Raw genomic sequence first — 24713 nt, forward strand, 5'->3', positions numbered from 1 at the left:
ATCAGGTTGCATTTAACTGGATTTTCGGTCAGCGGATGACGCGTCTTTCGCATCTCACCTTGCGCAATTTCATGATCGCGCTCCACGACCTGCTGGCGACCACGGCGGCGCTGTTCGCCGCCTTCTATCTGCGCTTCGAGGGCGGCGACGGCTTCTTCGATCGCCTGCCGCTGCTGATCCAGATCTTGCCCTATTTCCTCGCCTTCAGCGTGGTCGTGTTCTTCGTCTTCAACCTGACCACGACGAAATGGCGCTTCATTTCGCTGCCCGACGCGCTGAACATCATCCGCGTCGCGACCGTGCTGACGGTTGCACTCCTGGTGCTCGACTACATCTTCGTGGCCCCCAACGTTCGCGGCGCCTTCTTCCTCGGCAAGGTGACCATCGTCCTCTACTGGTTCATCGAGATCTCCTTCCTCAGCGCGTTGCGCATGGCCTACCGCTATTTCCGCTATACGCGGGTTCGGCGTCACGCCCGCACCGGAGATGCCGCGCCGACACTGCTGATCGGCCGCGCCGCGGACGCCGAGGTGCTGTTGCGCGGAATCGAGAGCGGGGCGATCAAGCACATCTGGCCGGTCGGTGTGCTCTCGCCGTCGAGTTCCGATCGCGGCCAGTCCATCCGCAACGTCCCTGTCCTGGGCGGCGTCGACGACATCGAGGATGTCGTCGCCGACTTCACCAAGCGCGGCAAGGGGATCGCGCGCGTTGTGATGACGCCGACGGCATTCGAGCCGGAGGCCCATCCCGAATCGATCCTGATGCGGGCGCGCAAGCTCGGCGTGATCGTGAGCCGCATGCCCTCGCTCGAGAGTGGCGATACGCCACGGCTCACGGCCGTCGCCGTCGAGGACCTGCTGCTGCGGCCGAGCGAAAAGATCGACTATGCGCGGCTCGAGGCCCTGATCGAGGGCAAGGCGGTGATCGTCACCGGCGGGGGCGGCTCGATCGGTTCCGAGATCTGCGAACGTGTCGTCGCGTTCGGCGCCGCGCGCCTTCTGATCGTGGAAAATTCCGAGCCCGCGCTCTACGCAATCACGGAAACGCTCGCGGCGCTCGGCACCGCTGCTTCGATCGAAGGGCGGATCGCCGACATCCGCGACCGTGAGCGCATCATGCGCCTGATGGCCGAGTTCAAGCCGGACATCGTGTTCCATGCCGCCGCGCTCAAGCACGTGCCGATCCTCGAGCGCGACTGGAGCGAGGGCGTCAAGACCAACATCTTCGGCTCGATCAACGTTGCCGATGCGGCGCACAGTGCCGGCGCCGAAGCCATGGTGATGATCTCGACCGACAAGGCGATCGAGCCGGTGTCGATGCTCGGCCTGACCAAGCGCTTCGCCGAGATGTATTGCCAGGCGCTCGACCATGATCTTGCGGCGGGTCACGGCGGCGCCAGGCGGTCGATGCGGCTGATCTCGGTTCGGTTCGGCAACGTGCTGGCGTCGAACGGCTCGGTGGTGCCGAAGTTCAAGGCCCAGATCGATGCCGGCGGTCCCGTGACGGTCACGCATCCCGACATGGTCCGCTACTTCATGACCATCCGCGAAGCCTGCGATCTCGTCATCACGGCGGCAACGCATGCGCTGGGAACGCAGCGTTCGGACGTGTCGGTCTACGTGCTCAACATGGGCCAGCCGGTGAAGATCGTCGATCTCGCCGAGCGCATGATCCGTCTCTCGGGCTTGCAACCCGGCTACGACATCGAAATCGTGTTCACCGGCATGCGGCCCGGCGAACGCCTGCACGAAATCTTGTTCGCCTCCGAGGAGCCGACCCGCGAGATCGGCGTCGCCGGCATCATGGCCGCGCAGCCGAACGAGCCGCCGATGCAGACGCTGCGCAAATGGATTGCGGCGCTGGAGCAGGCGATCGCGCGCGACGATCGGGCCACCATCAGGACCATCCTGAAGGACGCGATTCCGGAATTCGGGTCCACCGCGGCCTGATCATGCAGCCTCGAGGCAAGATCGTCGTGGCGAGCCAGCACTACCCGCCTGATCCGAGCACGACGGCGGCGATCATGGCCGAGATCGCCTGCCGCATCGCCGGGGATCACGAGGTCGTGGTGCTGTCGGGCTCATCAGGCGCGTTGCCGGCCTCGCAGACCGGCCCGGGCAAGCCGCGAGTCGTCGCCGTCAAGAACCGCATGGCGGGCAAGGCGGCGCTGGTGCGGCGCGGCGCCTCCGAGCTGCTGTTCGCGATGCGCACGTTCCTGGCGTTGACACGGGAGTTGAGGCGAGGCGACGTCGTGCTCACCGTTACCGCACCGTTCATGCTGCCTTACGCAGTCGCGGCGGCGGCGAGGCTGAAAGGCGCGCGCTCGGCGCTGATCATGCACGACCTCTTCCCGGACGTGCTGGTGATGGCGGGCCTGCTGAAGCCCGGTTCGATCGTGACCATGACGATGCGCGCCGCCAACAGCCTGATGTTCCGCGCGCTCAATGCCGTCATCACCATCGGCCGCGATGCGGAACGGCCGCTGCTGAGCTATTCCGGCATGACGCGGAGCAAGATCCGCTTCATCCCGAACTGGGCGACGCTCGTGGCCGCACCCCGGCCGGTGACGGCGGATAATCCGTTCCGCAAAGCGCTCTCGGCGGGTTTCGTTGTCGGCCTGTCGGGCAATCTCGGCTTCACCCATGATCCGGAGATCGTGTTCGAGGCGGCGCGTCTTTTGAGGGACGAGCCTGATACCCACTTCCTGCTCTCCGGCTGGGGCATCGGCTTCGAGCGGTTGAAGCAGTTGCAGACTGAGGCGAACTTGCCCAATGTCTCCTTCGTGGGACGGGTCGAGGATGCCGAGCTCGAACCATTCCTGGCGGCTGCCAATCTCTGGATCATTCCGTACCGGAAGGACGTTGCGGGGGTTTCGGTGCCGAGCCGGTTCTACAATCTGCTGGCGGTCGGCCGTCCCGTGGTGCTGGTCTCCGAACCGGAGGCCGAGGCCGCGTTGACCGTGGTGGAGAACGGGCTGGGCTGGGTCGTGACGCCGGGCCGCGCCGATCAACTGGCCGAGGCGATCCGCGCGGCGTCTCGCACCGACGGTGTCGCCTTTGCGGAGCGCGCGGTGGAGGCGGCGGCGAAGTTCGATCGCGTCACCGCGATGAACGCCTATGCGGCCCTGGCCGACGAATTGTTGCGCAACCCCGAACTGCCGGAGCAACGATGAACGAGCGCAAGCCAGTCGTGCTGGTGACGGGGGCGAGCGGTTTCGTCGGCCGTCACGTCGTGCCCGCACTGGCGCGCGAGGGATGGTCGATCCGCCGCGCGGTCCGCAGACCGGAAGGCATGGACGACGAGGTCGTGATCGAAACGATCGGCCCCGAAACCGACTGGCAGGCCGCGCTTCAAGGCGTCGACGCCGTCGTTCATCTCGCCGCACGGGTGCATCACAAGCACGAAGAGCATGCGGTCCAGCTCTACCGCAACGTCAACATTGCCGGCACGCTGCACCTGGCGCGCAGCGCGGCGACGGCCGGCGTGCGGCAGTTCATTTTCATCAGCACCGTTCTCGTGCACGGTCGCAGCAATGAGGGCCGCGGGCCGTTCAGCGAGGACGATGTCCTGACGCCGCGCGGTCTCTACGGCATGTCCAAGGCCGCGGCCGAAGCGGGCTTGAAGACGCTGGCGCGCGACAGCGCCATGAAGGTCTCGGTGATCAGGCCGCCGCTGGTCTATGGTGCGGGCGCCAAGGGCAATTTCGCGCTGCTGACGCGTGCAGTGAACCTCGGGCTGCCGCTGCCCTTTGCCGCGATCCGCAACCACCGCGCCTTCCTTGCCGTGCAGAACCTGTCGTCGTTCATCCTGCGCCGGCTCTCTCATCCAGATCCCGCGAGCAATTTCGAGATATTCCTGGTGGCCGACAGGGAGCAGGTCTCGACGCCCGAGTTCATCGAGCGGCTGGCCAAGGCTGCCGGCAAGAGCTCGCGGCTGTTCGGCATGCCGCAGGACCTGCTCGGGACGTTGCTGAGCGTGTTGGGCCGGCAGGATACGCATGACAGCCTGATCGGCTCGCTCGAGCTCAACCTCGCCAAGGCGACCGCGACCGGGTGGCAGCCGCCGGTGTCTCTCGACGAGGGGCTGCGGCTGGCGCTGGTGGCTCAGGACGCCTGAGGGCGGGAGAACCGCCGCAGCACGATGCCGATCGCGATTGCGCCCGCCGACAGCGCGGTCAGCGTGATCGTCATCGAGCCGGCGCGAGCGGTGACGATGGCAAGCCCCGCGAGCACGAGATTGAGCGCGAACACCTCCCCGATCACGCGGGAAACCGTGAAGCCATGGTCGGTGGCACGCTGGTAGAAATGCGAGCGATGCGCCGACCAGAATTGCTCGCGCCTTGCGATGCGCCGGAACAGCGTGATGGTCGAATCCACGAGGTAATAGGCCGGCAGCAACAGCGCCGCGGCGGGCTGCCCGCGCCAGGCGAGCTCGAGCAGGCACCAGCCGAGCAAAAGGCCGATCGGCAGGCTGCCGACATCGCCCAGGAAGACTTTCGCGACCGGCTTGTTGAACGGCGCAAAGCCGAGCATGGCGCCGCACAGCGCCGCGGCGATCAGCGCGGCCGGCCACGACAAATCGCCGAGCAGTCCCAGCAGCAGCAGCGCGGCGGTGACGGGCACCACTTCCGCCACCGTCATCAGGTCGAGCCCGTCCATGAAATTGACGAGGTTCACGAACCACACGCCCGCCAGCAGGATGAGTCCGCGCTCCAGCGCGAGCGGCAGCGCCGGCACGATGCGCGCGGTCTCGGGCGTGGTGAACACGACGGCGCCGACAGCTGCGGCCTGCAGCACGAGGCGCACGAGCACCGGCAGCGACTTGATGTCGTCGGCAAATCCGACCACGGCGATCAAGACCGTTGCAGCGATCAGTGCCGGCGGAATCGCGATGTTCGCCCAGGCTGCCCAGGCTGATGCGACCAGCAGCGTCGCTGATATCACGGCGATGCCCGCACCCTGCGGGGTCGGGATGCGATGAGAGGACCGCGCGTTGGGCCGCGCCAATGCGTAACGCTGGAGCAGGGGACGGCTGGTCCAGGTGATGACGCCCGACACCAGCGCGGCAATCGCAACGGCAAGCAGCGAGGGTACGGCGCCGAGCGCGTCAACGGCCGCGTTCACTCCGGTACCCCGAGCGGCGCCGATCCCTGCGCGGCTTTCTCCGCGCTGAGGATCCAGACCAGGCCGCCGATCGCGCCGACGATGAAGTACACGGCGCCGAACAGCAGCGAGACGTTGACCCCCTCGTTGGCGGCCAGCCCCGCGAAGCCGAACGCGAGGCTCATGGTGGCTTCACGCACGCCCCAGCCGGCGATCGAGATCGGCATCATCGTGATCAGCATCACCGGCGGCACCAGCATAAAGACGTCGCTGAAGCCGACCGGCGCCGCGATCGACTGCACGACGCACCAGGCGACCACGACGGCCAGCACATGCACGGCGAGCGACAAGATCACGACGGCTGGTCCGCGCGAGCGGCTGAAGATCACGCGGTTGGCGATCACGGCACAGGCGTGGATGTGATGCGTGGCCCACCAGGTTCTCAGCCAGTGCCATTTCAGCGCGCCGAAGACCAGGAAGCCGAGACCACCCGCGAGCGCCGCGAGGTCGACGAGCAGCAGCGCCGAGCGCCCGTGTGGATCGGCGATGAGGCTGTAGCTCCAGGGCAGGCTCGCGACGATCATGATCGCGAGCGCGATCAAACCGATCGCGCGATCGACGAAGATCGAGTAGGTCGCAGCGCGCCAGCCGGCGCCGGCGCGCGCGACGAGCCACAACCGGACCGCATCGCCGCCGATCGCCGAGGGCAGGGTCTGGTTGAAGAACGATCCGATCACGTTGTAGCGCATGGCCCGGCCGAGCTCGAGCGGGGCGCCGCATGCGGCGCTGACCTCGCGCCAGCGCAACACGCCGACGAAGATTTGCAGGAACGTGACGGCGATCGCCAAGCCGATCCAGAACAGGCTGGTCACGGTGAAGCGCGAAAACAGTTCGGACAGATCGACCTTGCGCAGCGCCAGGTAGAGCAGCGCTCCGGAAATCAGGATCTTGGCCGTCGACAGCAGGATTCGGCGCATTTCGCCCGCATGAACAAGGGTTGAAGCAACCCGACGCAAGGCGCCGAATTCGGCCGCTTTGGTATGGTTTTGGCGTCGATCTTGCAATAGCGGTGATCGAGAGCCCTCATGCAGGGCAGCGGAGCTATTGCGACCCCGTCGATGCGGAGGCTAAAGAGGCGCCGCGGGCGAAAGATCGAGCACGGATCGGGCGAAGCAGACCTTGGGAACAGGATGAGGGATCAGGTGATTTTGGTCACGGGCGCCGCCGATTTCATCGGCTTGATGCCCGCCGATGACCCGGCTGCCGCAAATGCGCCGTCTAAGGTCTACAATGTCGGCAACCACCATCCGGAAGAGCTGATGCATGTCGTCGGATTCTGGAGCAGGGGCTGGGTCGGACGGCGATCAAAGAATTGCTGCCGAGAGACCTTTTGGAAACGTTCGCGGATGTCGAGGATCTGATGCGCGAAACCGGCTTTGCACCGTCAACGCCGATCGAGCACGGAGTTCGTAATTTTGTCACCTGGTATCGGAACGAGTTCAAGGTTTGAAATGACGATGGACAAACGCATTATCCCCCTGATCATGTGCGGCGGTGCCGGAACGCGGCTGTGGCCGGCTTCGCGCGAGGTGCGCCCCAAGCAATTCCTGCCGCTGTTCGGCACGCGCTCGACCTTCCAGGACACGCTGCTCCGCGTCTCGGAGGCCTCGCTGTTCGATCGCCCGATCGTCATCACCAACGCCTCCTACCGCTTCATGGTGCTGGAGCAGCTCGCGGAAATCGGCATCGAGGCCGACGTAATCCTCGAGCCGATGCGGCGGGATTCCGGCCCCGCGATCGCCGCCGGCGCGGTGTTCGCGCAGAACCGCGCGAGTGAGGCGATCGTGCTCGCGCTCGCCGCCGACCACGTGGTGCAGGACAATGCGGCCTTCGTCGCGGCGTGTCGCCAGGGCCTCACCGCCGCGAGTACCGGGCGCATCGTCACCTTCGGCGTCAAGCCGGAGCGGCCGGCGACCGAATACGGCTATATCAGCCCGGGCGAGGTCATCTCCGGCGAGGTACACGCGGTCGCGCGCTTCGTCGAGAAGCCGGATGCGGTGAAGGCCGCCGACTACGTCAATTCCGGCTATCTCTGGAACAGCGGCAACTTCATGTTCCCCGCCACTGTGTTGCTCGACGAATACCGCAAGGTCGATGCGGCGAGCGTGGAGGCGATTTCCAATGCCGTGACCAATGCCGGCCGCGATCTCGGCTTCGTGACGCTGGAGCCCGAGGCGTTCGGCGCGGCCAAGGCGATCTCGATCGACTATGCGGTGATGGAGAAGACCGCGCGCGCCGCGGTCGTGCCGGTGTCCTGCGGCTGGTCCGACGTCGGCTCCTGGCACGCGGTGTGGGAATTGTCGGACAAGGACGCGCAAGGCAATGCTTCGCATGGCGCCGCCGTGTTCGAGGATTCCCGCAACTGCAACGTCACCACCGATGCCGCGCTCGTCGCGCTCGAAGGCGTCGACGATCTCATCGTGGTTGCGACTGCGGACGCGGTGCTCGTCTCGCGCCAGAAGGATGCCAACGGGCTCAAGCGGCTGGTCACAAAACTCAAGGCGGTCGCACCGAAGGTCACCGAGGAGCATCTCAAGGTGCATCGGCCCTGGGGCAGCTACCAGTCTGTCGACAATGGCGAGCGCCACCAGGTCAAGCGCATCGTGGTGAAGCCCGGCGGGCGTCTGTCGCTGCAGAAGCACCATCATCGCGCCGAGCACTGGATCGTGGTCCGCGGCACCGCCCGCGTCACCGTCAACGAGACCGTCAAAAGCGTGCACGAGAACGAGTCGATCTACATCCCGATGGGCGCGGTGCACCGGATGGAGAACCCCGGTAAAATCATGCTGGAGCTGATCGAGGTCCAGACTGGAAGCTATCTCGGGGAAGACGACATCATCCGGATTGAAGACGATTATCAAAGGTCGTAACCAGCACACTCCGAATCACGCGACCCGGGCCAAAAGAGTGGTCTCTTTCAGAGGCTTAAGGCCCGGGAAACGTGTAACTTTTTGAATCAAATCGTGTCCGGACCGCTAGCTCCCCATTCGCCACAAATGTGGCGTCCGTGCTAGAAGCGCCCCGGGGATTTGCGTTGAATCGGGGTTTGCTCAAATGAGTTCCACAGGATCGGCACCGGCAAAGGCCGGCTTGCGCGTCGGCGTCATTGGCGCCGGCGTGATGGGCAGCAACCACGCGCGCGTGCTCGCGGGTCTTCCCGGCGTCAACCTCGTCGGCGTCGTCGATCCTTCGCCGGCACATCGCACCCGGGCGATGGAGCTTGCCAATTGCGCGAGCTTCGAGACGCTCGACCAGCTGCTCGTCGAAGGCGTCGATGCCGTCACCATCGCGGCGCCGACCCATCTGCATCACGAGGTCTCGCTCGCCTGCATCGCCAAGAACATCCACGTGATGGTCGAGAAGCCGATTGCGTCCACGGTCGCGGAAGGCCGCGAGATCGTCACGGCTGCGCAAAAGGCCGGCGTGACGCTGATGGTCGGCCATGTCGAGCGCTTCAATCCGGCGGTCGCCGCCGTCAAGCAGGCGATCGCGGGCGAGGATATTCTGTCGATCGCGATCACGCGCGTCGGCCCGTTTCCGCCGCGCATGTCCAATGTCGGCGTCGTCATCGATCTCGCCGTGCACGACATCGATCTGATCCGCTGGTTCACCGAGTCCGACATCGTCGAGGTGCAGCCGCAATTGTCGAGTGCGGTCGCCGAGCGCGAGGACATCGCGCTCTTGCAGTTCCGCACCGCCAACGGCGTGCTCGCGCACATCAACACCAACTGGCTGACGCCGTTCAAGGCGCGTAGCGTCACGGTCGCGACCCGCGGCAAATACGTGATGGGCGATCTCCTGACGCGCCAGGTCACCGAATGTTTCGGCTTCAAGCCTGACGGCAGCTATTCGATGCGCCATCTGCCGGTCGGCCATGACGAGCCGCTCCGCGCCGAGCTGATCGCGTTCCTCAAGGCCGTGCGCAACGGCGAGACGCCGGCGGTCACCGGCGACGAAGGTGTCGCCAGCCTCGAGATCGCGACGCAGTGCCTGGAAACGCCGTCGCGGCCCGCGGCCACGTCGTCGGCCCGCAAGGGTCCGCGCCGCGTTGCCGGTTGAACTCTTTCCATGTCGACTAGCCAAGAAGGCGCCATGAACCAGCATCTGCGTTCCGAACCCATTCCCTTCATCGACGTCGCCTCGCAGCGCCGCCGGCTCGGCGACTCGCTCGATGCTGCCGTGAAGCGGGTTCTCGACCATTGTCAGTTCGTCAACGGCCCTGAAGTCGCCGAGCTCGAGAAGCAGCTTGCGGCATATTGCGGCGCCAAGCATGTGATCGGCTGCGCCAGCGGCACCGATGCGATCCTGATGGTGATGATGGCGAAGAATGTTGGGCCCGGCGACGCCGTGCTGTGTCCGTCCTTCACCTTCATCGCGACGGCTTCGCCGGTGGCGCGGACCGGCGCGACGCCGGTTTATGTCGACGTTGACGAAGCCACCTTCAACATGAGCCCGGAATCGCTCAAGCGCGGCATCGCGACCGCCCGCAAGGCCGGCCTCAAGCCGGTCGCGATCATTCCGGTCGATTTGTTCGGCCAGCCGGCCGATCACGATGCCATCGCCGAGATCGCCAAGGCTGAAGGGCTGTTCGTGCTCGACGACGCAGCGCAGGGTTTTGGCGCGAGCTACAAGGGCCGCAAGCTCGGGACCTTTGGGCTCGCCACCGCGACTAGCTTCTTCCCCGCAAAGCCGCTCGGCTGCTTCGGCGACGGCGGCGCGATCCTCACCGATGACGACGAGCTTGCGGCGACGCTGCGCAGCATCCGCGTGCACGGGCAGGGTGTCGACAAATACGACAACGTCCGCCTCGGCCTGACCGGCCGGCTCGACACCATGCAGGCCGCGATCCTGATCGAGAAGCTGAAGATCTTCGACGACGAGATTGCCGCCCGCAACAAGGTCGCCGAGCGCTACGCACGAGGACTCAGCAACGTGGTCACCGTGCCGCGCCTTGCTCCCGGCAATACGTCAGTCTGGGCCCAGTACACGATCCGTCTCCCTGAGGGCACCGACCGCGACGGCTTTGCCGCCGCGCTGAAGGCCCAGGGCGTGCCGACGGCCATCTATTACGGCAAATCGATGCATCAGCAGACCGCCTACAAGCAGTACCCGGTCGCCGAGGGCGGCCTGCCGGGTTGCGAGAGCCTGTCGCAGGACGTCATCAGCCTGCCGATGCACGCCTATCTGACCGAAGCCGATCAGGAGCGGGTCATCGCGGCCGTGCGTGGCGCGCTTTCAACCTGATTTGGCCGTTTTGCTGCGCGAGCTCTTCCTTTAGAAGGGAAAGATGCTCGGACGTATCTTCACGGTTGGTGGTTACACGCTGCTCTCGCGGCTGACGGGATTTGCCCGCGACATCATGCTTGCGGCAATTCTCGGCGCCGGCCCCGTGGCGGACGCCTTTTTCGTGGCGCTGCGCCTGCCCAACCATTTCCGTGCCATTTTTGCAGAGGGCGCCTTCAATGCCGCCTGGGTGCCGGCCTATGCGCACGTCCATGGCGAGCGCGGGGAGGGGGCGGCACGATTGTTCGCCGACCGCATCTTCACGCTGCTGCTGGCCTCACAAGTGGTGCTGCTGATCGTCGCCTGGCTGTTCATGCCGCAGGCGATGAGCATTCTGGCGCCCGGCTTTTCAGAGGACGCCGAACAGCGCAAGCTCGCGATCGAGCTGACCCGGATCACCTTTCCCTATCTGCTGCTGATCACGCTGGTGACGCTCTATGGCGGCATGCTCAACGTGATGCAGCGCTTCGCGAGCGCCGCGGCCGCGTCGATCTTCCTCAACATCTCGATGATGATGACGCTGGCGCTTGCCGCCTGGTTTCCCAGTGCGGGCCACGCCGCGGCCTGGGGCGTCCTGATCTCGGGTTTTTTGCAGTATTTCCTGCTCGCCGGCGATCTCGCCCGGCATGGCGGCCTGCCGCGCTTTGCGCCGCTCAAGCTCGACGAAGACGTCCGCGCATTCTTTAAGGCACTCGGGCCGGCGACGCTGGGCTCGATGGGCACGCAGCTCGCGCTGTTCGCCGACACCATCATCGCGACTTTCCTCCCCGCCGGCGCTCTGTCGGCGCTCTATTATGCCGACCGCCTCAACCAGCTCCCGATCGGCGTGATCGGCATTGCAATCGGCACGGTGCTGCTGCCGGAGATGTCGCGGCGGATCACGGCCAACGACCATGACGGTGCGATGAAGGCGCAGCGCCGGGCGTTCGATTTCACGCTGCTGTTCTCGGTGCCATTCGTCGCCGCCTTCCTCACCGTGCCCGACGCAATCATGCGCGCGCTGTTCGCCCGCGGGGCATTCTCGAAAACCGATGCCGCCGCCGCAGGCGCCACGCTCGCGGCCTATGCCATCGGTCTGATTCCCTTCGTGCTGATCCGCAGCGCGGTCGCGACCTTCTACGCCCGCAAGGACACGGCGACCCCGGTTCGCGCCTCCCTGACCGGTATCGCGGTCAACGTTGCCCTCAAGGTCGCCTTGATGGGGTCGCTGGCCCAGATCGGTCTGGCGCTGGCCACGGCCGTCGGCGTCTGGACCAACCTGCTGCTGGTGCTGTTCTTCGCGATGCGGCGAGGCTTTCTCGTGCTGGACCGCGCCTGGCTGTTGTCGCTCGCGAAATTCCTGCTGACCGGGATCATCCTGGCCGCCGCCTTCTGGCTCATCGCGCGCTTCGGCGGTCCTTCGCTCGGCGCGATGCACTTCCGGGACGAATTGACGCTGCTTCTGCTGGCCGTCGGGGGCACGATCGTCTATGCGCTCGCCATCCTTGCACTGTTCGGCCGCCGCTGGCTGGTCTCGCTGGTGCGCGGCTAGCTTTTTCATATTTTCAACGTATTGACGGCTCGGCTTTGTCGGCACGGACCAGTCTCGATCGTCCTTGGATGGACACATCTCGGACGTGCGGTGGATGGACCCTGCACAATTGACGTGATGCCGTCACCTCGATCCGGCAAAAATCGAACCAGGAGCACTGTTTATGAGGATCACCGTCGAAACCAACGTAGCAGCCCCCATCGATCAGGTCTGGCGCGCTTATACGACGCCCGCGGACATCATGAAATGGAACGCCGCGTCCGACGACTGGCATACGACCAAGGCCACCGTCGACCTGCGAGAAGGCGGTGTCTTCTCATCGCGCATGGAGGCCAAGGACGGCAGCATGGGCTTTGATTTCGCCGGTACCTACACGAAAATCATCGAGCACAAGCGGATCGAATACGCGTTCGGCGAACGAAAAGCCGAAGTCGAGTTTGTGCCCAGCCCGAAGGGCGTTCTGGTCCGGGTTGTCTTCGATGGCGAATCGACGCACTCGGTCGAGCAGCAGCAAGGCGGTTGGCAGGCCATCCTCGACAATTTCGCACGATACGTGGAAGCGAAGCAGAATACGTGAGAGCGTGTGGGGGAAGGATGCGCCAGAGTCAGGCGCTCGCTTCAAGGATGTGACGGACGTCCATACATCCCTTGATATCGCGCATTGGCTGTGGTATTGGCCTTTCATGATCAAATCGTCGCGCAAACTCAACCGCAACCACATGACCCGCTTCGGCTGGGCCGTGGAAGGAGTCGCGCGCTAGAATTCGACGACGACACCTTTTCACCAGGCCCCGCCGGCATCGGACGGGGCCTTTTGTTTGGTCACGCTTCCCTGCCGGCACAACAGCAGGAGCATGCGATGCCACCTCAACAGACGAACATCACATCCCAGACCGAGGGGCTCCCCGTCGAACTTGTATCGACGTGGGGCATCCCAGGCTTGCTCGCGCGATACTGGCGTGCGCTCCAGGACTGGCGCTGGCGGCACGGCCCACAAATCGCCTTGCAGGACCTGAGTGACAGGCAGCTGATGGATATCGGCTTGACGCGTGGCGAGGTTGATTACATCGCGCCGGAACGGGCTATCGATGCGCTGAGAGATCGCGCGACGCATCCGTGGGGCCGTGGTGTGATGTAAATGACGATAAATCTTAGCTGAGGCACTAGAAGGACGGCGATCATGACGCCACATTCGGCGGCGGACCAGGTGGACGCGGAAATCCGACGATTAACTGTCGACGATCTGGGGATCTTTCGCGAAATTCGCGCGGAGGCACTTCAGCGGCACCCTCAATCGTTTGGATCGTCCGAAGAGGACGAAGGCGGCGATGCCATGATAGCGGCTTATCGCCATTGGCTCAGCGGCAGTATTTTGGGCGCATTTGAATGCGGTAGCTTGATCGGGGTCGCCGGCTTTTATGTGTCGGCGGACAAGAGAACGCAGCACAGGGGGCACATCTACACGGTCTACGTAAAGGAAAATAGTCGAGGAAAGGGTGTCGGAGATCGGCTGATCAAAGAGCTTCTTACCCATGCCGAGACGTGTGTCGAACAGGTGCATCTTGCCGTGCTGTCGACAGCAACCGCTGCAATCAAGACCTATAAGCGCAACGGGTTCGAGATATACGGTACGGATCGTCGTGCCATTCGCATAGGTGACACCATCTATGACAAGTATCTTATGATGAAGACATTCGGCGCAGACGTCGCAAGCACGGCGTGATAAAGCCAATGCACGCCAGCCGTTACGAGAAAAATGATGCCACGCCCACTTCCCTCCAAAGAGCGTGACCTGGTTCTCTTTATTCTAGGTCAGACTTCATCTTCGTACGGCCATTTTGACCTCGTAGAAGAGATGAACGATGGTGGAATGGGTAGCCTTTGCTTCGTCGGTAGCGCAGACCGGCGCTTCGGTAAGTGTATTGGTGAAGCCGAATTTGATGATGCAGACGGAGTGCTGGTGTCGGTCGCGCTGAATATCGACCAGCGCGGGGAACTGTTTGAACTCGATCTTTGGAAAGTCGATTTTACGCCACTGCAGCAGATGGCAGCCTCGGACGAACTCCGCCCCTCGCTGTTCGGTCAACGAAGTATCTCAGAGTAAGTCAGGCGCCGAGGCGTTCGAACAACTGGTCCAGGCCGGAGGTCCACGGAATCATCGCCTCCATAAGGGGCAAACTCCGACCATTCCGCGTAATGCCGTTATGACGAGCAAGCGGTGCTTTTTCCGTCCTGCAACACCGTCCCCGACTAAAGCCGTTTGCCTTGCCAGTTTTTCCACGGCAATATGCCGGCAAAACAACCATGCGGACGTGGAGATCAAATGGCAGCCCCTATCAAGTTCGGCGTCGGCCAGAGCGTGTTGCGTAAGGAGGATGACGCACTCATCCGCGGCAAGGGCCGCTATACCGACGATTATGCGCCGCAGGCCGCGCTCCGCTGCTTGATGCTGCGCTCGCCGCATGCGCATGCCAAATACACCATCGATGCGAGCCGCGCCCGTGGCCTGCCGGGCGTTGCGCTGATCCTGACCGCCGATGACGTCGCAGATCTCGGCGACTTGCCGTGCCTGTTCAATCTCGAAACCGACCCGTTCAAGGGACCGCCTTACCCGATCCTCGCCAAGGACGAGGTGCGCCATGTCGGCGATTCCATCGCCTTCGTCGTCGCCGAGACCATCGACCAGGCCCGCGACGCGATCGAGGCGATCGACATCAAATGGAGCCCGCTGCCGGCGGTGACCGGCGTCGTCAACGCCGTGAAGAAGGGCGCAGCCTTGGTCTGGCCGGACAAGGCCGGCAACGTGCTGTTCGACGTTTCGATCGGCGACAAGAAAGCGACCGAAGCTGTCTTTGCGAAAGCGCATGCGGTGGCCGAGATCTCCATCGTCAATCCGCGCGTGGTGGCGAACTTCATGGAGACGCGCGCGGCGGTGTGCGAATACGACGCCAAGCGGGACCATCTGACGCTGACGGTCGGCAGCCAGGGCAGCCATCGCCTGCGCGACATCCTCTGCCAGAACGTGCTCAACATACCGACCGACAAGATGCGGGTGATCTGCCCCGACGTCGGCGGCGGATTCGGCACAAAACTGTTTCCCTATCGGGAATACGCCCTGTTGGCAGTCGCCGCGCGAAAGCTGAAGAAGGCGGTGAAATGGGCGGCCGACCGCACCGAGCATTTCATGGGCGATGCGCAGGGCCGCGACAACGTTACCACCGCGAAGATGGCGCTGGCCGAGGACGGCAAGTTCCTCGCAATGGATTGCGACCTCATGGGCGACATGGGCGCGTATCTCTCGACCTTCGGTCCCTACATTCCCCATGGCGGCGCCGGCATGCTGCCGGGCCTCTACGACATCCAGGCGTTCCACTGCCGGGTGCGCACCATCTTCACCAACAGCGTGCCGGTCGATGCCTATCGCGGCGCCGGGCGGCCCGAAGCGGCTTACGTTATCGAACGTCTCGTGGACGCCTGCGCGCGGAAACTCGACATGACGGTGGATGCCATCCGCCGCAAGAATTTCATTCAGCCGAAAGCGCTGCCCTACAAGACCGCGACCGGCAAGGTTTACGATTCCGGCGACTTCGCCGCGCATCTGAAGCGCGCGATGGAGATCGCCGAGTGGAAAGAGTTTGGCAAGCGCGCCAAGGCGGCCAAGAAGAATGGCCTGATCCGCGGCATCGGACTTGCGAGCTATGTCGAGGTCTGCGGCACCATGGGCGAGGAGACCGCCAATGTGCGGATGGACCCCAATGGCGATATCACGGTCCTGATCGGGACCCAGTCGAGCGGGCAGGGCCACCAGACGGCCTATGCGCAGATCGTTGCCGAGCAGTTCGGCGTGGCGCCCGAGCGCGTGCACGTCCACCAGGGCGACACCGACATGATCGCCACGGGCCTCGGCACCGGCGGCTCGGCTTCGATCCCGTCAGGCGGTGTCAGCGTCGAGCGTGCGACCCGCGAACTCGGCGCGCGGCTCAAGGAGATCGCCGCGCAAGCGCTGGAAGCGAGTGCCGGCGACCTCGAGATCACCGATGGGCTGGTGCGCATTGCCGGCACCGACCGTTCAATCTCGTTCGCCGATCTGGCCAAGCGTCCCGGCGTCGATCCGTCGAAGCTCAATGCGAGCGCGACCTTTGCGAGCGCCGACGGCACCTATCCGAACGGCACCCATGTCGCGGAGGTCGAGATCGATCCGGCCACCGGCATCATCAAAATCGTCAACTACGTGATCGTCGACGATTTCGGCATGACGCTCAATCCGCTGCTGCTGGCCGGCCAGGTCCATGGCGGCGCCATGCAGGGCATCGGCCAGGCGCTGATGGAGCAGGTGGTCTATGGTGCGGGCGACGGCCAGCTCGTCACCGCGACCTTCATGGACTACGCGCTGCCGCGCGCGGCGGACGGGCCGGACTTCGTGTTCGAGACGGCCAACGTTCCCTGCAAGACCAATCCGCTGGGGGTGAAGGGTGCGGGCGAGGCCGGTGCGATCGGGTCCTGCCCGGCCGTCGTCAACGCCATCGTCGACGGGCTCTGGCGCGAGTACAAGATCGACCACATCGACATGCCGGCGACCCCGGAGCGGGTGTGGATCGCCATCAACGAGCACCATCGTCGTCACAGCCTGTGACAATCTTCCGCAGGAATGAAATCTGCTAAGCGGTGTTGGCCCCATTGAGGGGTCAGCACGATCCTGCATTAAGGCGATCTTGCACCAAGGAAAGGGATTTTACGAATGAAGCGAGTGTTGTTGGTTGGGGGCGCGCTCTTGCTCGGTATGGGCGCGGTTTGGGCACAGCAGGACTCCGTCAAGGAGGTCCAGACCCTCATGAAGGGCAACGGCAAGAACGCCGGCGCAGTGGCGGCGATGGTCAAGGGCGAAAAGCCCTACGACCAGGCCACGGTGGACAGCGCGCTGGCGCAGTTCGAGGACACCGCGAAGAAGCTGCCGAACCTGTTTCCGGCGAGCGCCAAGGGCATGAAGCCCGAGGGTGACTACAGCGCCTCGCCGAAGGTGTGGGAGGACAAGGCCGGGTTCGATGCCAAGGTCGCGAGCTTCGCCAAGGTCGTTGCCGAGGCCAAGGGCAAGATCAAGGATCTGGACTCGCTCAAGGCGAATTTCCCCGCGGTCGGCAAGGAATGCGGCGGCTGCCACGAAACGTTTCGTGTGAAGAACGGTTGAGGGAAGAAAGCTTATAGTTCGGAGCCGGGATGGAGCGCAGCGCAATCCGGGAAATCCATCCGAGCTGACAGACTGCCCCGGATTGCGCTGCGCTCCATCCGGGCTACCGGGAATCGGGAAAAAGCGGCCTGCGAAAGCAGCCGCTTTTTTTCATGTCGGCGCGCAGCGCTGTAGGAAATTCTGTTCGCAAGGCCTGACGGATCGCTGCCGGAGCAGCTATCTTTGCTCCAGCCGCCGCGGCATTGGCGTGAGCTTTTGACGCTGACGCATCTTGCTCCTGACTACGTCACGACATCAGGAGTTCCAACCCGCGGCGAGCACCTCAATCAGCAATAGCGAGACAAGCCATGGTCAAACCGTTCCCGTCGAAGACGCACATCGGCAACCATATGCTGCATCCGGAAACGCTGATGCTGACCTATGGCTATGATCCGCAATTGTCGGAAGGCGCCGTCAAGCCGCCGGTGTTCCTGACCTCGACCTTCGTGTTCAAGACGGCCGAGGACGGACAGGACTTCTTCGATTTCGTCTCCGGCCGGCGCGAGCCGCCGGAAGGGATGGGCGCGGGCCTGGTCTATTCGCGCTTCAATCACCCCAATAGCGAAATCGTCGAGGACAGGCTCGCGATCTACGAGCGCACCGAGAGCTGCGCGCTGTTCTCGTCGGGCATGGCGGCCATCGCGACCACGATCCTGGCGTTCGTCCGTCCCGGCGATGTCATTCTGCACTCCCAGCCGCTCTATGGCGGGACGGAAACCCTGCTGACGAATACGCTTGCGCGTCTGTCGATCGGCGCCGTCGGCTTCGCCGATGGCGTCGACGAAGCCGTGGTCAGCCAGGCCGCGGAGGAGGCCATGCGCAAGGGCCGGGTTTCGATGATCCTGATCGAAACCCCGGCCAACCCCACCAACGGGCTGGTGGACATCGCGATGATGCGGCGTGTCGCCGACACCATCGGAAAGACCCAAGGCCACGTTCCGATCATCGCCTGCGACAATACCCTGCTCGGGCCGGTGTTTCAGCGGCCGATCGAGCACGGCGCTGACATTTCCCTGTACTCGCTCACGAAATATGTCGGCGGTCATTCAGACCTGATCGCGGGCGCCGCGCTCGGCGCGAAGGCGGTCGTGAAAGGCATCAAGGCGCTGCGGGGCGCCATCGGCACCCAGCTCGATCCGCATTCCTGCTGGATGATCAACCGGTCGCTCGAGACGCTGAGCTTGCGCATGGAAAAGGCCGATGCGAATGCGCGCCTCGTGGCGGACTATCTGCGCGATCATCCCAAGGTGGCCAAGGTGCACTATCTCGGTCATCACGAGGCGGCGTCGCCGGACGGACTTGTGTTCGCCCGGCAATGCACAGGGGCGGGATCGACGTTCTCGTTCGACATCGTCGGCGGCAAGGCCGCCGCCATGAAATTCCTCAACGCGCTGCAGATCCTCAAACTGGCGGTGAGCCTCGGCGGAACGGAGTCGCTTGCGAGCCTGCCCGCCACCATGACCCACTCCGGCGTCCCCGCCGACATCCGCCGCAAGATCGGCGTGCTCGATTCCACGATCCGGCTGTCGATCGGCATCGAACACCCGTCGGATTTGATCGCCGACCTCGCGCAGGCGCTGAACGCGGCCGAACCTGAGGTGTGACGCCCGCGCCAGCGCTACGGGAATCGAAAAGGGCGGCTGCGATGGCAGCCGCCCTTTTTTGCTGGTCTGTGCGAAGTTTACTTCGTCACCTGACCGCGGATCTCGCCGCCCGGATTGGCCGCGGTGTGGATGTTGACGTAGAGCTTGCCGCCGAGCAGATCGGCGGCCTGCGCGTCGGTCAATGTCGCCGAGCCCTCGACCGGGCTGGACGTCGCATTGGGAATCGCGACCGCGACGCCGGCGTTCTTGCCGGCCTCGGCGGGTCCGTGGAAATGCGCGGCGGTGGCGGGGCCGGACAGGCCGGAATAGGTGACCTTCCAGGACAGCTTCTTGCTGGCGGCGTCGTAATCCAGATCGGCCGTTCCGGTGCCGCTGCTGGTCGTTGCGGGGACCTCGGACTTGGCGTCGAGCGTTGCTTTCAGCTTTTCCGCGCTGGCCGAACCCGCAAAGGCAACGGCGCCAAGCACTGACATGGCGATGACGATCTTGTTCATGATTTTTCTCCCTGCTGACCCCGTTTGGGCTGCAAACTTCCAACAGCCGGCATTTCAGTTTATTCCCGTTTCTGGCTGCGGTGGGCTAAATTCTTCGTGGCTGGAGCCGCGAGGACATCGGTCATAAGCTTCGCCGCGACGACGAAAGGACCGCATGTTGCGACGAACAATCTCCGTGGTGCTGCTTGCCGCACTCGCCGCAGCCGGCGTCTATTGGTGGCTCAGCGCGCCGGTGGTGGCGGCCGCCGGCACCGCGCCCGCCCGCGCCCCTGATCTTGCCAATGGCCAGGTGATGTTCAACGCCGGCGGGTGCGCCTCATGTCATGCCGTCCCCGACCAGCCCGATCGTTTCAGGCTCGGCGGCGGCGTCGCGATCAAGTCGCCGTTCGGAACGTTCTATGCGCCGAACATCTCCTCCGATCCGACCGACGGCATCGGCAAATGGAGCGAGGCCGAATTCGTCAATGCTGCGATGCACGGGGTCTCCCCGGACGGGCAGCATTACTTTCCGGCCTTTCCCTACACGTCCTATCAGCACGCCAGGCGCGAGGACGTGCTCGATCTCTTTGCGTACCTGAAAACGCTGCCGGCCGTCGCAGGCAAGGTGCGCGACCACGACGTGCGCTTTCCGTTCAATATAAGGCGCAACGTCGGCATCTGGAAATTCCTGTTTATGGACGGCAAGCCCTTCGTCGCCGACAGCGCGAAGTCGCCGCAGTGGAATCGCGGCGCCTATCTCGTCAACAGTTTTGGCCATTGCGCGGAATGCCACAGCCCGCGCAACGCGCTTGGCGGCATCATTGCCGGACAACGCTTCGCCGGCGGCCCCAATCCGGAAGGCGAGGGATGGGTCCCCAACATCACCCAGAAGGGCCTTGGCGAGTGGAGCGCGAAGGATATTGCCTATTTCCTGAAGACCGGCGAATTGCCCGACGGCGACAGCGTCGGCGGCGCGATGACGCGGGTGATCAAGAACACCTCGCAATTGCCGGACGACGATCTCGCGGCGATGGCGGACTATCTCAAATCGCTGCCGCCGGTGGACGGTCCGCCGCGCCCCAAGCGCAAGGAGGGCGGCGCCTGATCAGGCCCGCCGTTTTCTCGACGATCAACTCGCGCCAAACGCCTTGAAGGTGATGATGGTGAGGGTGTCCTGGATGCCAGGCAACACCTGCACCTTCTCATTGACGAAGTGGCCGATATCGGTGTCGTTGTCGACGTAGAACTTCACCAGCAGGTCGTATTGACCGGCCGTGGAATAGATCTCGGAGGCGATCTCGGCTTCGGCAAGCGCATTGGCGACTACATAGGATTGGCCGAGCTTGCATTTGATCTGGACGAAAAAGGGAACCATCGCGGTCACTCCGAAAGCATATCTGGCGGCTAATAGGCCAAACCCGGCCGAATTTAGCAAGCGAACTTGCTGGGCCGGGGGAGGCGCGCTAGGACGGGCCATGGCTTCGAAAACGCGGAAAATCGCCCCATGACGACGCCCGTCGCGCTGACCATTGCCGGCTCCGATTCGAGCGGCGGCGCCGGCATCCAGGCCGACCTGAAGACCTTTGCTGCGCTCGGCGTTTTTGGCGCGTCCGCCATCACGGCGCTGACCGCGCAGAACACCCGCGGCGTCACCGGCATTCATGCGGTGCCCGCCGAATTCGTCACCGCGCAGATCGATGCGGTGTTTTCCGATCTCGAGGTCGGCGCGGTCAAGATCGGCATGGTGGCGCAAGCCGCCAGCATCGATGCGATCGCGGCCGCGCTGTCGCGCTGGGCGCCCCGGCATATCGTGCTCGATCCCGTGATGGTGGCGACATCGGGGGATCGCCTGCTCGCCTCCGAAGCGGTCGACGCCCTGCGCATCAAGCTGATGCCGCTGGCCTCGGTGATCACACCCAATCTGCCAGAGGCCGCGGCTCTGCTCGGCGAACCGGTCGCGGCCAGCGAGGCCGAGATCGAGAGCCAGGGGCGCCGGCTGATGGCGCTCGGCTGCCGGGCGGTCCTGATCAAGGGCGGGCACGGCGAGGGCGCCGAGAGCATCGACTATTTCGTCGATGCCAGCACCACGATCGCGCTGGCCGCGCCGCGCGTTGCCACTCGCAACACCCATGGCACCGGCTGCTCGCTGTCCTCGGCGGTCGCCGCCGGGCTCGCCAGAGGCGAGGATCTCGAGCGCGCCGTGCGCAACGCCAAGTTCTGGATCAGCGCGGCGATCGCGGCCGCCGACCGCTTCAGCGTCGGCCACGGCCACGGCCCGATCCATCACTTCCACAAATTTTACTGACGCCGCTCGCGAGCGCGCCGCCGTCAACCCATCGAGCCCATGCAGTTCCGGGTTGTTGCGGAGGGCGCTGCGACGCGATGTCGCCTGATTGTCGCATGCGACTGATATTCGCGGGGTGGGCGAGGCAAGCGCGATTCGGTTCCGAAGGTGCCTCAAAGGTTCAATTGGTCATCCCCCTGTCACGGGACATTGTTACAGGCTGGCGCATGGGAAGTTACGATGTGAGTGACGAGAGCCCGGAGCGGCGCTTTCGCACGTTGTTCATCTCCGACGTTCATCTCGGAGCCCGCGGTTCTCAAGCCGACCTTCTGCTCGACTTCCTGCGTTTCCATGATGCCGACACGATCTATCTCGTCGGCGACATCGTCGACGGCTGGGCGCTGAAATCGAGCTGGCATTGGCCGCAATCGCATAACGACCTCGTCCAGAAGCTTCTGCGCAAGGCGCGCAAGGGCGCCAAGGTCATCTACATTCCCGGCAATCACGACGAATTCCTGCGCAACTATTACGGCACTCATTTCGGCGGCATCGACGTGGTCGAGAATACCGTCCACACCGGCGCGGACGGCAAGCGCTATCTCGTCATCCACGGCGACATCTTCGACCTCGTGGTGCAGAACGCACGCTGGCTCGCCCATCTCGGCGACAAGGCCTACGACTTCGCGATCCAGCTCAATCGTTTCGTCAACTTCTTCCGGCGCATGTTCAAAGTGCCCTATTGGTCGCTGTCGCAATGGGCCAAGCAGAAGGTCAAGAATGCCGTCAACTATATCGGCGCGTTTGAGCAGGCGCTCGCCGCCGAGGCGCGGCGCCACGACGCCGACGGCGTGATCTGCGGCCATATCCATTACGCGGTGATCCGCGACGAGGGCGGCATCCGCTACATGAATTGCGGCGACTGGGTCGAGAGCTGCACGGCGCTGGTCGAGCACGACGACGGCCATTTCGAGATCATCACCTGGGCGGACCAGGCCGAGAAGCCGGCACAAGTCCCGCAGGTCGCAGCCAGAGCCGCATGACAAGGGCATCCTGATGCGCATCCTGGTCGCGACCGACGCCTGGCACCCGCAAGTCAACGGTGTGGTTCGGACGCTGACCAAGCTTAATGACGCCGCCCAGAGCCTTGGCGTCGAATTCGCGTTCCTGACGCCGCAATCGTTCCGCACCTTTGCGATGCCAAGCTATCGGGACGTGCGTCTGGCCATGCCGCGGCCGGGCAGAATCGCGAAGCTGATCGAGGAGGCGCATCCGGACAGCATCCACATCGCGACGGAGGGGCCGATCGGCCTGATGGTCCGGCGCTATTGCCGCCAGCGCAAGCTGCCCTTCACGACCAGCTTCCACACCCGCTTCCCCGAATATGTCCGTGCCCGGGTGCCGGTTCCGGAATCCCTGATCTGGCGGGCGCTGCGCCGATTCCACAGCCCCAGCCGCGCCGTGATGGCGGCAACGCCGGCGCTCGCCCGCGAGCTGACCGAGCGCGGCTTCGACAATGTCGTGCTGTGGCCTCGCGGCGTCGATACCAGCCTGTTCCACCCCCGCGCGATCGACCTCTGCCTGCCGGCGCCGGTGTTCTTGTCGGTCGGCCGGGTCGCGGTAGAGAAGAATCTCGAGGCCTTCCTCGACCTCGACCTGCCCGGCACCAAGGTGATCGTCGGCGACGGTCCGGAGCGTGTCGCGCTGGAGGAGGCCTATCCGGACGCGATCTTCCTCGGCGAAAAGCACGGTGAGGAACTGGCGGACATTTACGCTGCCGCCGATGTCTTCGTGTTTCCGAGCAAAACCGACACCTTCGGCCTGGTCCTGCTCGAAGCGCTGGCGAGCGGCCTGCCGGTCGCGGCGTTTCCGGTGAAGGGGCCCCGCGACGTGATCGGCGATGCGCCGGTCGGCGCGCTCGATCACGATCTGCGCAGCGCCTGCTTCGCCGCGCTGGACATCTCCCGGCAGGACTGTGTCGAATTCGCCTCCAACTACACCTGGGAGGCCTCGGCCCGGGCCTTTATCGACAGCATTTTGGCGGTCGGCGCGGTGCTGCCGGGCCGGAACGGGGCGGAGCCGGCGCGATTCGTCGCCTGAGAGCCCAGAATGCTCGCGCGGAGATGCCTTGCCCGCGCCTCATCCGCCGCGATAACATCAGGCATGACAGAACAGCTCCTCCCGATCGGCCCTGCCGATATCGATGCCGCAGCGCGCGTGATCGCACCCTTCGCCGTCCGTACGCCGCTGTTGTCCTTTCCCGTGCTCAACGAACGTGTCGGCGCAAAGGTCTATCTCAAGCCGGAGATGCTCCAGCGCACCGGCTCGTTCAAGTTCCGGGGTGCCTTCAACAAGGTCGCCTCGATCCCGCAGCACAAGCGCGCCGGCGGCGTGGTGGCGTTCTCCTCCGGCAATCACGCCCAGGGCGTGGCGGCGGCGGCCAAGATCCTCGACATGCAGGCGACCATCGTGATGCCCGCGGATGCGCCGTTGTCGAAGCGCGAGCGCACCAAATCCTACGGTGCCGAGGTCGTGCTGTACGACCGCGACCGCGACGACCGCGAGGCGATCTCGCGCGGCATCGCCGAGAAGCGCGGTGCGACGCTGGTCAGGCCCTATGACGATCCCTTCGTGATCGCCGGCCAAGGCACCGCCGGCCGCGAGATCGCCGAGGACATGGCGGCACTTGGTCTCGCCCCTGACATCGTGGTGGCGCCGGCCTCCGGCGGTGGTCTGATCGCGGGCGTCGCGACGGCCGTGAAGGCGCGCTATCCGCTGGCGCAAATCGTCGTCGCCGAACCCGAGGCTTTCGACGATCACGGCCTGTCGCTGACCGCAGGTCATCGCGAGCCGCACGGGCCGGCAGGCCGCACTATCTGCGATGCGCTGATGGCCCTGATCCCCGGCGAGATGACGTTCGCGATCAACAGCAAGCTGCTCGCGCGCGGCGTCACCGCCTCGGACAAGGAAGTCGGCGCGGCCGTCGCGTTTGCCTATCGCGAGCTGAAGCTCGTGGTGGAGCCGGGCGGAGCGGTCGGCCTGGCCGCGCTGCTTGCGGGGCGACTCGATGTTGCCGGCAAGAACGTCGTCATCGTGCTCTCCGGCGGCAATGTCGACGCTGATCTGTTTGCCGAGCTGGTGGCCTGATAGTCTAA

24 protein-coding genes and 1 pseudogene are annotated in these 24713 nt (G+C 64.5%); 20 read left to right on the top strand and 5 right to left on the bottom strand.

All coding sequences use genetic code 11. The annotated features are described in order from the left end of the window. The first annotated feature begins 35 nt into the window (after nucleotides 1-35). The 3 genes from IVB41_RS27865 to IVB41_RS27875 are packed head-to-tail and all read left to right on the top strand — an operon-like array spanning nucleotide 36 to nucleotide 4116. Entirely contained in the window at nucleotides 36-1949 is a 1914-nt protein-coding gene (locus tag IVB41_RS27865) for a nucleoside-diphosphate sugar epimerase/dehydratase (RefSeq protein WP_247437254.1), read from the top strand. Nucleotides 1950-1951: 2 nt separating this feature from the next. Then, nucleotides 1952-3172, top strand: coding sequence for a glycosyltransferase family 4 protein (locus IVB41_RS27870; RefSeq protein ID WP_247437257.1), 1221 nt, complete (start codon nucleotides 1952-1954; stop codon nucleotides 3170-3172). Next, nucleotides 3169-4116 (top strand): NAD-dependent epimerase/dehydratase family protein, encoded by a 948-nt coding sequence (locus IVB41_RS27875; protein WP_247437260.1) that lies wholly within the window; start codon nucleotides 3169-3171, stop codon nucleotides 4114-4116. The genes IVB41_RS27870 and IVB41_RS27875 overlap by 4 nt, the downstream gene beginning before the upstream one ends. On the opposite strand, the gene IVB41_RS27880 is transcribed toward IVB41_RS27875, so the two are convergent. The 3 genes from IVB41_RS27880 to IVB41_RS27890 all read right to left on the bottom strand — a co-directional run bounded on the left by IVB41_RS27880 (nucleotide 4104) and on the right by IVB41_RS27890 (nucleotide 6427). After that, complete coding sequence (locus tag IVB41_RS27880; protein WP_247362646.1) at nucleotides 4104-5123, bottom strand: glycosyltransferase family 4 protein; 1020 nt, start codon at nucleotides 5121-5123, stop codon at nucleotides 4104-4106. The two genes, IVB41_RS27875 and IVB41_RS27880, sit on opposite strands and share 13 nt — an antisense overlap. Beyond that, on the bottom strand, nucleotides 5120-6079 hold the full coding sequence (locus tag IVB41_RS27885; protein WP_027566831.1) for a lysylphosphatidylglycerol synthase transmembrane domain-containing protein: 960 nt from the start codon (nucleotides 6077-6079) through the stop codon (nucleotides 5120-5122). Before IVB41_RS27885 ends, IVB41_RS27880 begins: the two co-directional genes overlap by 4 nt. A gap of 150 nt (nucleotides 6080-6229) precedes the next feature. After that, nucleotides 6230-6427, bottom strand: coding sequence for a hypothetical protein (locus tag IVB41_RS27890; RefSeq protein ID WP_247438257.1), 198 nt, complete (start codon nucleotides 6425-6427; stop codon nucleotides 6230-6232). On the opposite strand from IVB41_RS27890, the pseudogene IVB41_RS27895 reads away from it, so the two are divergent. The 12 genes and pseudogenes from IVB41_RS27895 to IVB41_RS27950 form a co-directional block, all read left to right on the top strand. Further along, nucleotides 6335-6612: pseudogene (locus IVB41_RS27895) on the top strand (UDP-glucuronate 5-epimerase); the annotation flags it as partial. The gene IVB41_RS27890 and the pseudogene IVB41_RS27895 overlap by 93 nt on opposite strands. 7 nt (nucleotides 6613-6619) lie before the next feature. Next, the gene (locus IVB41_RS27900) at nucleotides 6620-8032 is read left to right on the top strand and encodes a mannose-1-phosphate guanylyltransferase/mannose-6-phosphate isomerase (RefSeq protein ID WP_247437262.1); all 1413 of its coding nucleotides are present in this window, start codon (nucleotides 6620-6622) and stop codon (nucleotides 8030-8032) included. A gap of 184 nt (nucleotides 8033-8216) precedes the next feature. Further along, entirely contained in the window at nucleotides 8217-9221 is a 1005-nt protein-coding gene (locus IVB41_RS27905) for a Gfo/Idh/MocA family protein (protein ID WP_247437264.1), read from the top strand. 33 nt (nucleotides 9222-9254) lie between these two features. Continuing rightward, nucleotides 9255-10406, top strand: a complete 1152-nt coding sequence (locus IVB41_RS27910) for a DegT/DnrJ/EryC1/StrS aminotransferase family protein (RefSeq protein WP_247437266.1) — start codon at nucleotides 9255-9257, stop codon at nucleotides 10404-10406. 43 nt (nucleotides 10407-10449) lie between these two features. Further along, entirely contained in the window at nucleotides 10450-11976 is a 1527-nt protein-coding gene (murJ, locus tag IVB41_RS27915; RefSeq protein ID WP_247437268.1) for a murein biosynthesis integral membrane protein MurJ, read from the top strand. Between the two features lie 163 nt (nucleotides 11977-12139). After that, entirely contained in the window at nucleotides 12140-12553 is a 414-nt protein-coding gene (locus tag IVB41_RS27920) for an SRPBCC family protein (protein ID WP_247437270.1), read from the top strand. Between the two features lie 90 nt (nucleotides 12554-12643). After that, nucleotides 12644-13114, top strand: coding sequence for a DUF1127 domain-containing protein (locus tag IVB41_RS27925; RefSeq protein WP_247438213.1), 471 nt, complete (start codon nucleotides 12644-12646; stop codon nucleotides 13112-13114). A 42-nt stretch (nucleotides 13115-13156) separates the two neighbouring features. After that, nucleotides 13157-13699, top strand: a complete 543-nt coding sequence (locus tag IVB41_RS27930; RefSeq protein WP_247437272.1) for a GNAT family N-acetyltransferase — start codon at nucleotides 13157-13159, stop codon at nucleotides 13697-13699. Nucleotides 13700-13735: 36 nt separating this feature from the next. Beyond that, a complete protein-coding gene (locus IVB41_RS27935) occupies nucleotides 13736-14080 on the top strand; it encodes a DUF6984 family protein (protein WP_407062506.1) in 345 nt (114 codons plus the stop codon). 219 nt (nucleotides 14081-14299) lie between these two features. Continuing rightward, complete coding sequence (locus IVB41_RS27940; RefSeq protein WP_247437275.1) at nucleotides 14300-16609, top strand: xanthine dehydrogenase family protein molybdopterin-binding subunit; 2310 nt, start codon at nucleotides 14300-14302, stop codon at nucleotides 16607-16609. Between the two features lie 105 nt (nucleotides 16610-16714). Then, nucleotides 16715-17161 (top strand): cytochrome c, encoded by a 447-nt coding sequence (locus IVB41_RS27945; protein ID WP_247437277.1) that lies wholly within the window; start codon nucleotides 16715-16717, stop codon nucleotides 17159-17161. A gap of 347 nt (nucleotides 17162-17508) precedes the next feature. Continuing rightward, entirely contained in the window at nucleotides 17509-18804 is a 1296-nt protein-coding gene (locus IVB41_RS27950; protein WP_247287413.1) for a cystathionine gamma-synthase family protein, read from the top strand. A 77-nt stretch (nucleotides 18805-18881) separates the two neighbouring features. Here the strand turns inward: IVB41_RS27950 and IVB41_RS27955 are convergent, their stop codons facing one another. Then, a complete protein-coding gene (locus IVB41_RS27955) occupies nucleotides 18882-19298 on the bottom strand; it encodes a CHRD domain-containing protein (RefSeq protein WP_027566840.1) in 417 nt (138 codons plus the stop codon). A 154-nt stretch (nucleotides 19299-19452) separates the two neighbouring features. Here IVB41_RS27955 and IVB41_RS27960 point away from each other — a divergent pair, with 154 nt between their 5' ends. Next, entirely contained in the window at nucleotides 19453-20382 is a 930-nt protein-coding gene (locus IVB41_RS27960; RefSeq protein WP_247437279.1) for a cytochrome c, read from the top strand. Nucleotides 20383-20406: 24 nt separating this feature from the next. On the opposite strand, the gene IVB41_RS27965 is transcribed toward IVB41_RS27960, so the two are convergent. Beyond that, nucleotides 20407-20652, bottom strand: a complete 246-nt coding sequence (locus IVB41_RS27965) for an Lrp/AsnC family transcriptional regulator (protein WP_007602021.1) — start codon at nucleotides 20650-20652, stop codon at nucleotides 20407-20409. A 129-nt stretch (nucleotides 20653-20781) separates the two neighbouring features. Between IVB41_RS27965 and thiD the strand changes: the two genes are divergently transcribed. The 4 genes from thiD to IVB41_RS27985 all read left to right on the top strand — a co-directional run bounded on the left by thiD (nucleotide 20782) and on the right by IVB41_RS27985 (nucleotide 24705). Beyond that, a complete protein-coding gene (thiD, locus tag IVB41_RS27970; protein WP_027566842.1) occupies nucleotides 20782-21582 on the top strand; it encodes a bifunctional hydroxymethylpyrimidine kinase/phosphomethylpyrimidine kinase in 801 nt (266 codons plus the stop codon). A 206-nt stretch (nucleotides 21583-21788) separates the two neighbouring features. Next, on the top strand, nucleotides 21789-22601 hold the full coding sequence (locus tag IVB41_RS27975) for a UDP-2,3-diacylglucosamine diphosphatase (protein ID WP_007602023.1): 813 nt from the start codon (nucleotides 21789-21791) through the stop codon (nucleotides 22599-22601). A gap of 13 nt (nucleotides 22602-22614) precedes the next feature. Next, nucleotides 22615-23658: a glycosyltransferase family 1 protein gene (locus IVB41_RS27980; protein ID WP_247437282.1), complete on the top strand. Its 1044-nt coding sequence runs from the start codon at nucleotides 22615-22617 to the stop codon at nucleotides 23656-23658. A gap of 63 nt (nucleotides 23659-23721) precedes the next feature. Further along, complete coding sequence (locus tag IVB41_RS27985; protein ID WP_027566844.1) at nucleotides 23722-24705, top strand: threonine/serine dehydratase; 984 nt, start codon at nucleotides 23722-23724, stop codon at nucleotides 24703-24705. The last annotated feature ends 8 nt before the right edge of the window (nucleotides 24706-24713 follow it).

Source organism: Bradyrhizobium sp. 44, assembly GCF_023073095.1.
GTDB lineage: Bacteria > Pseudomonadota > Alphaproteobacteria > Rhizobiales > Xanthobacteraceae > Bradyrhizobium.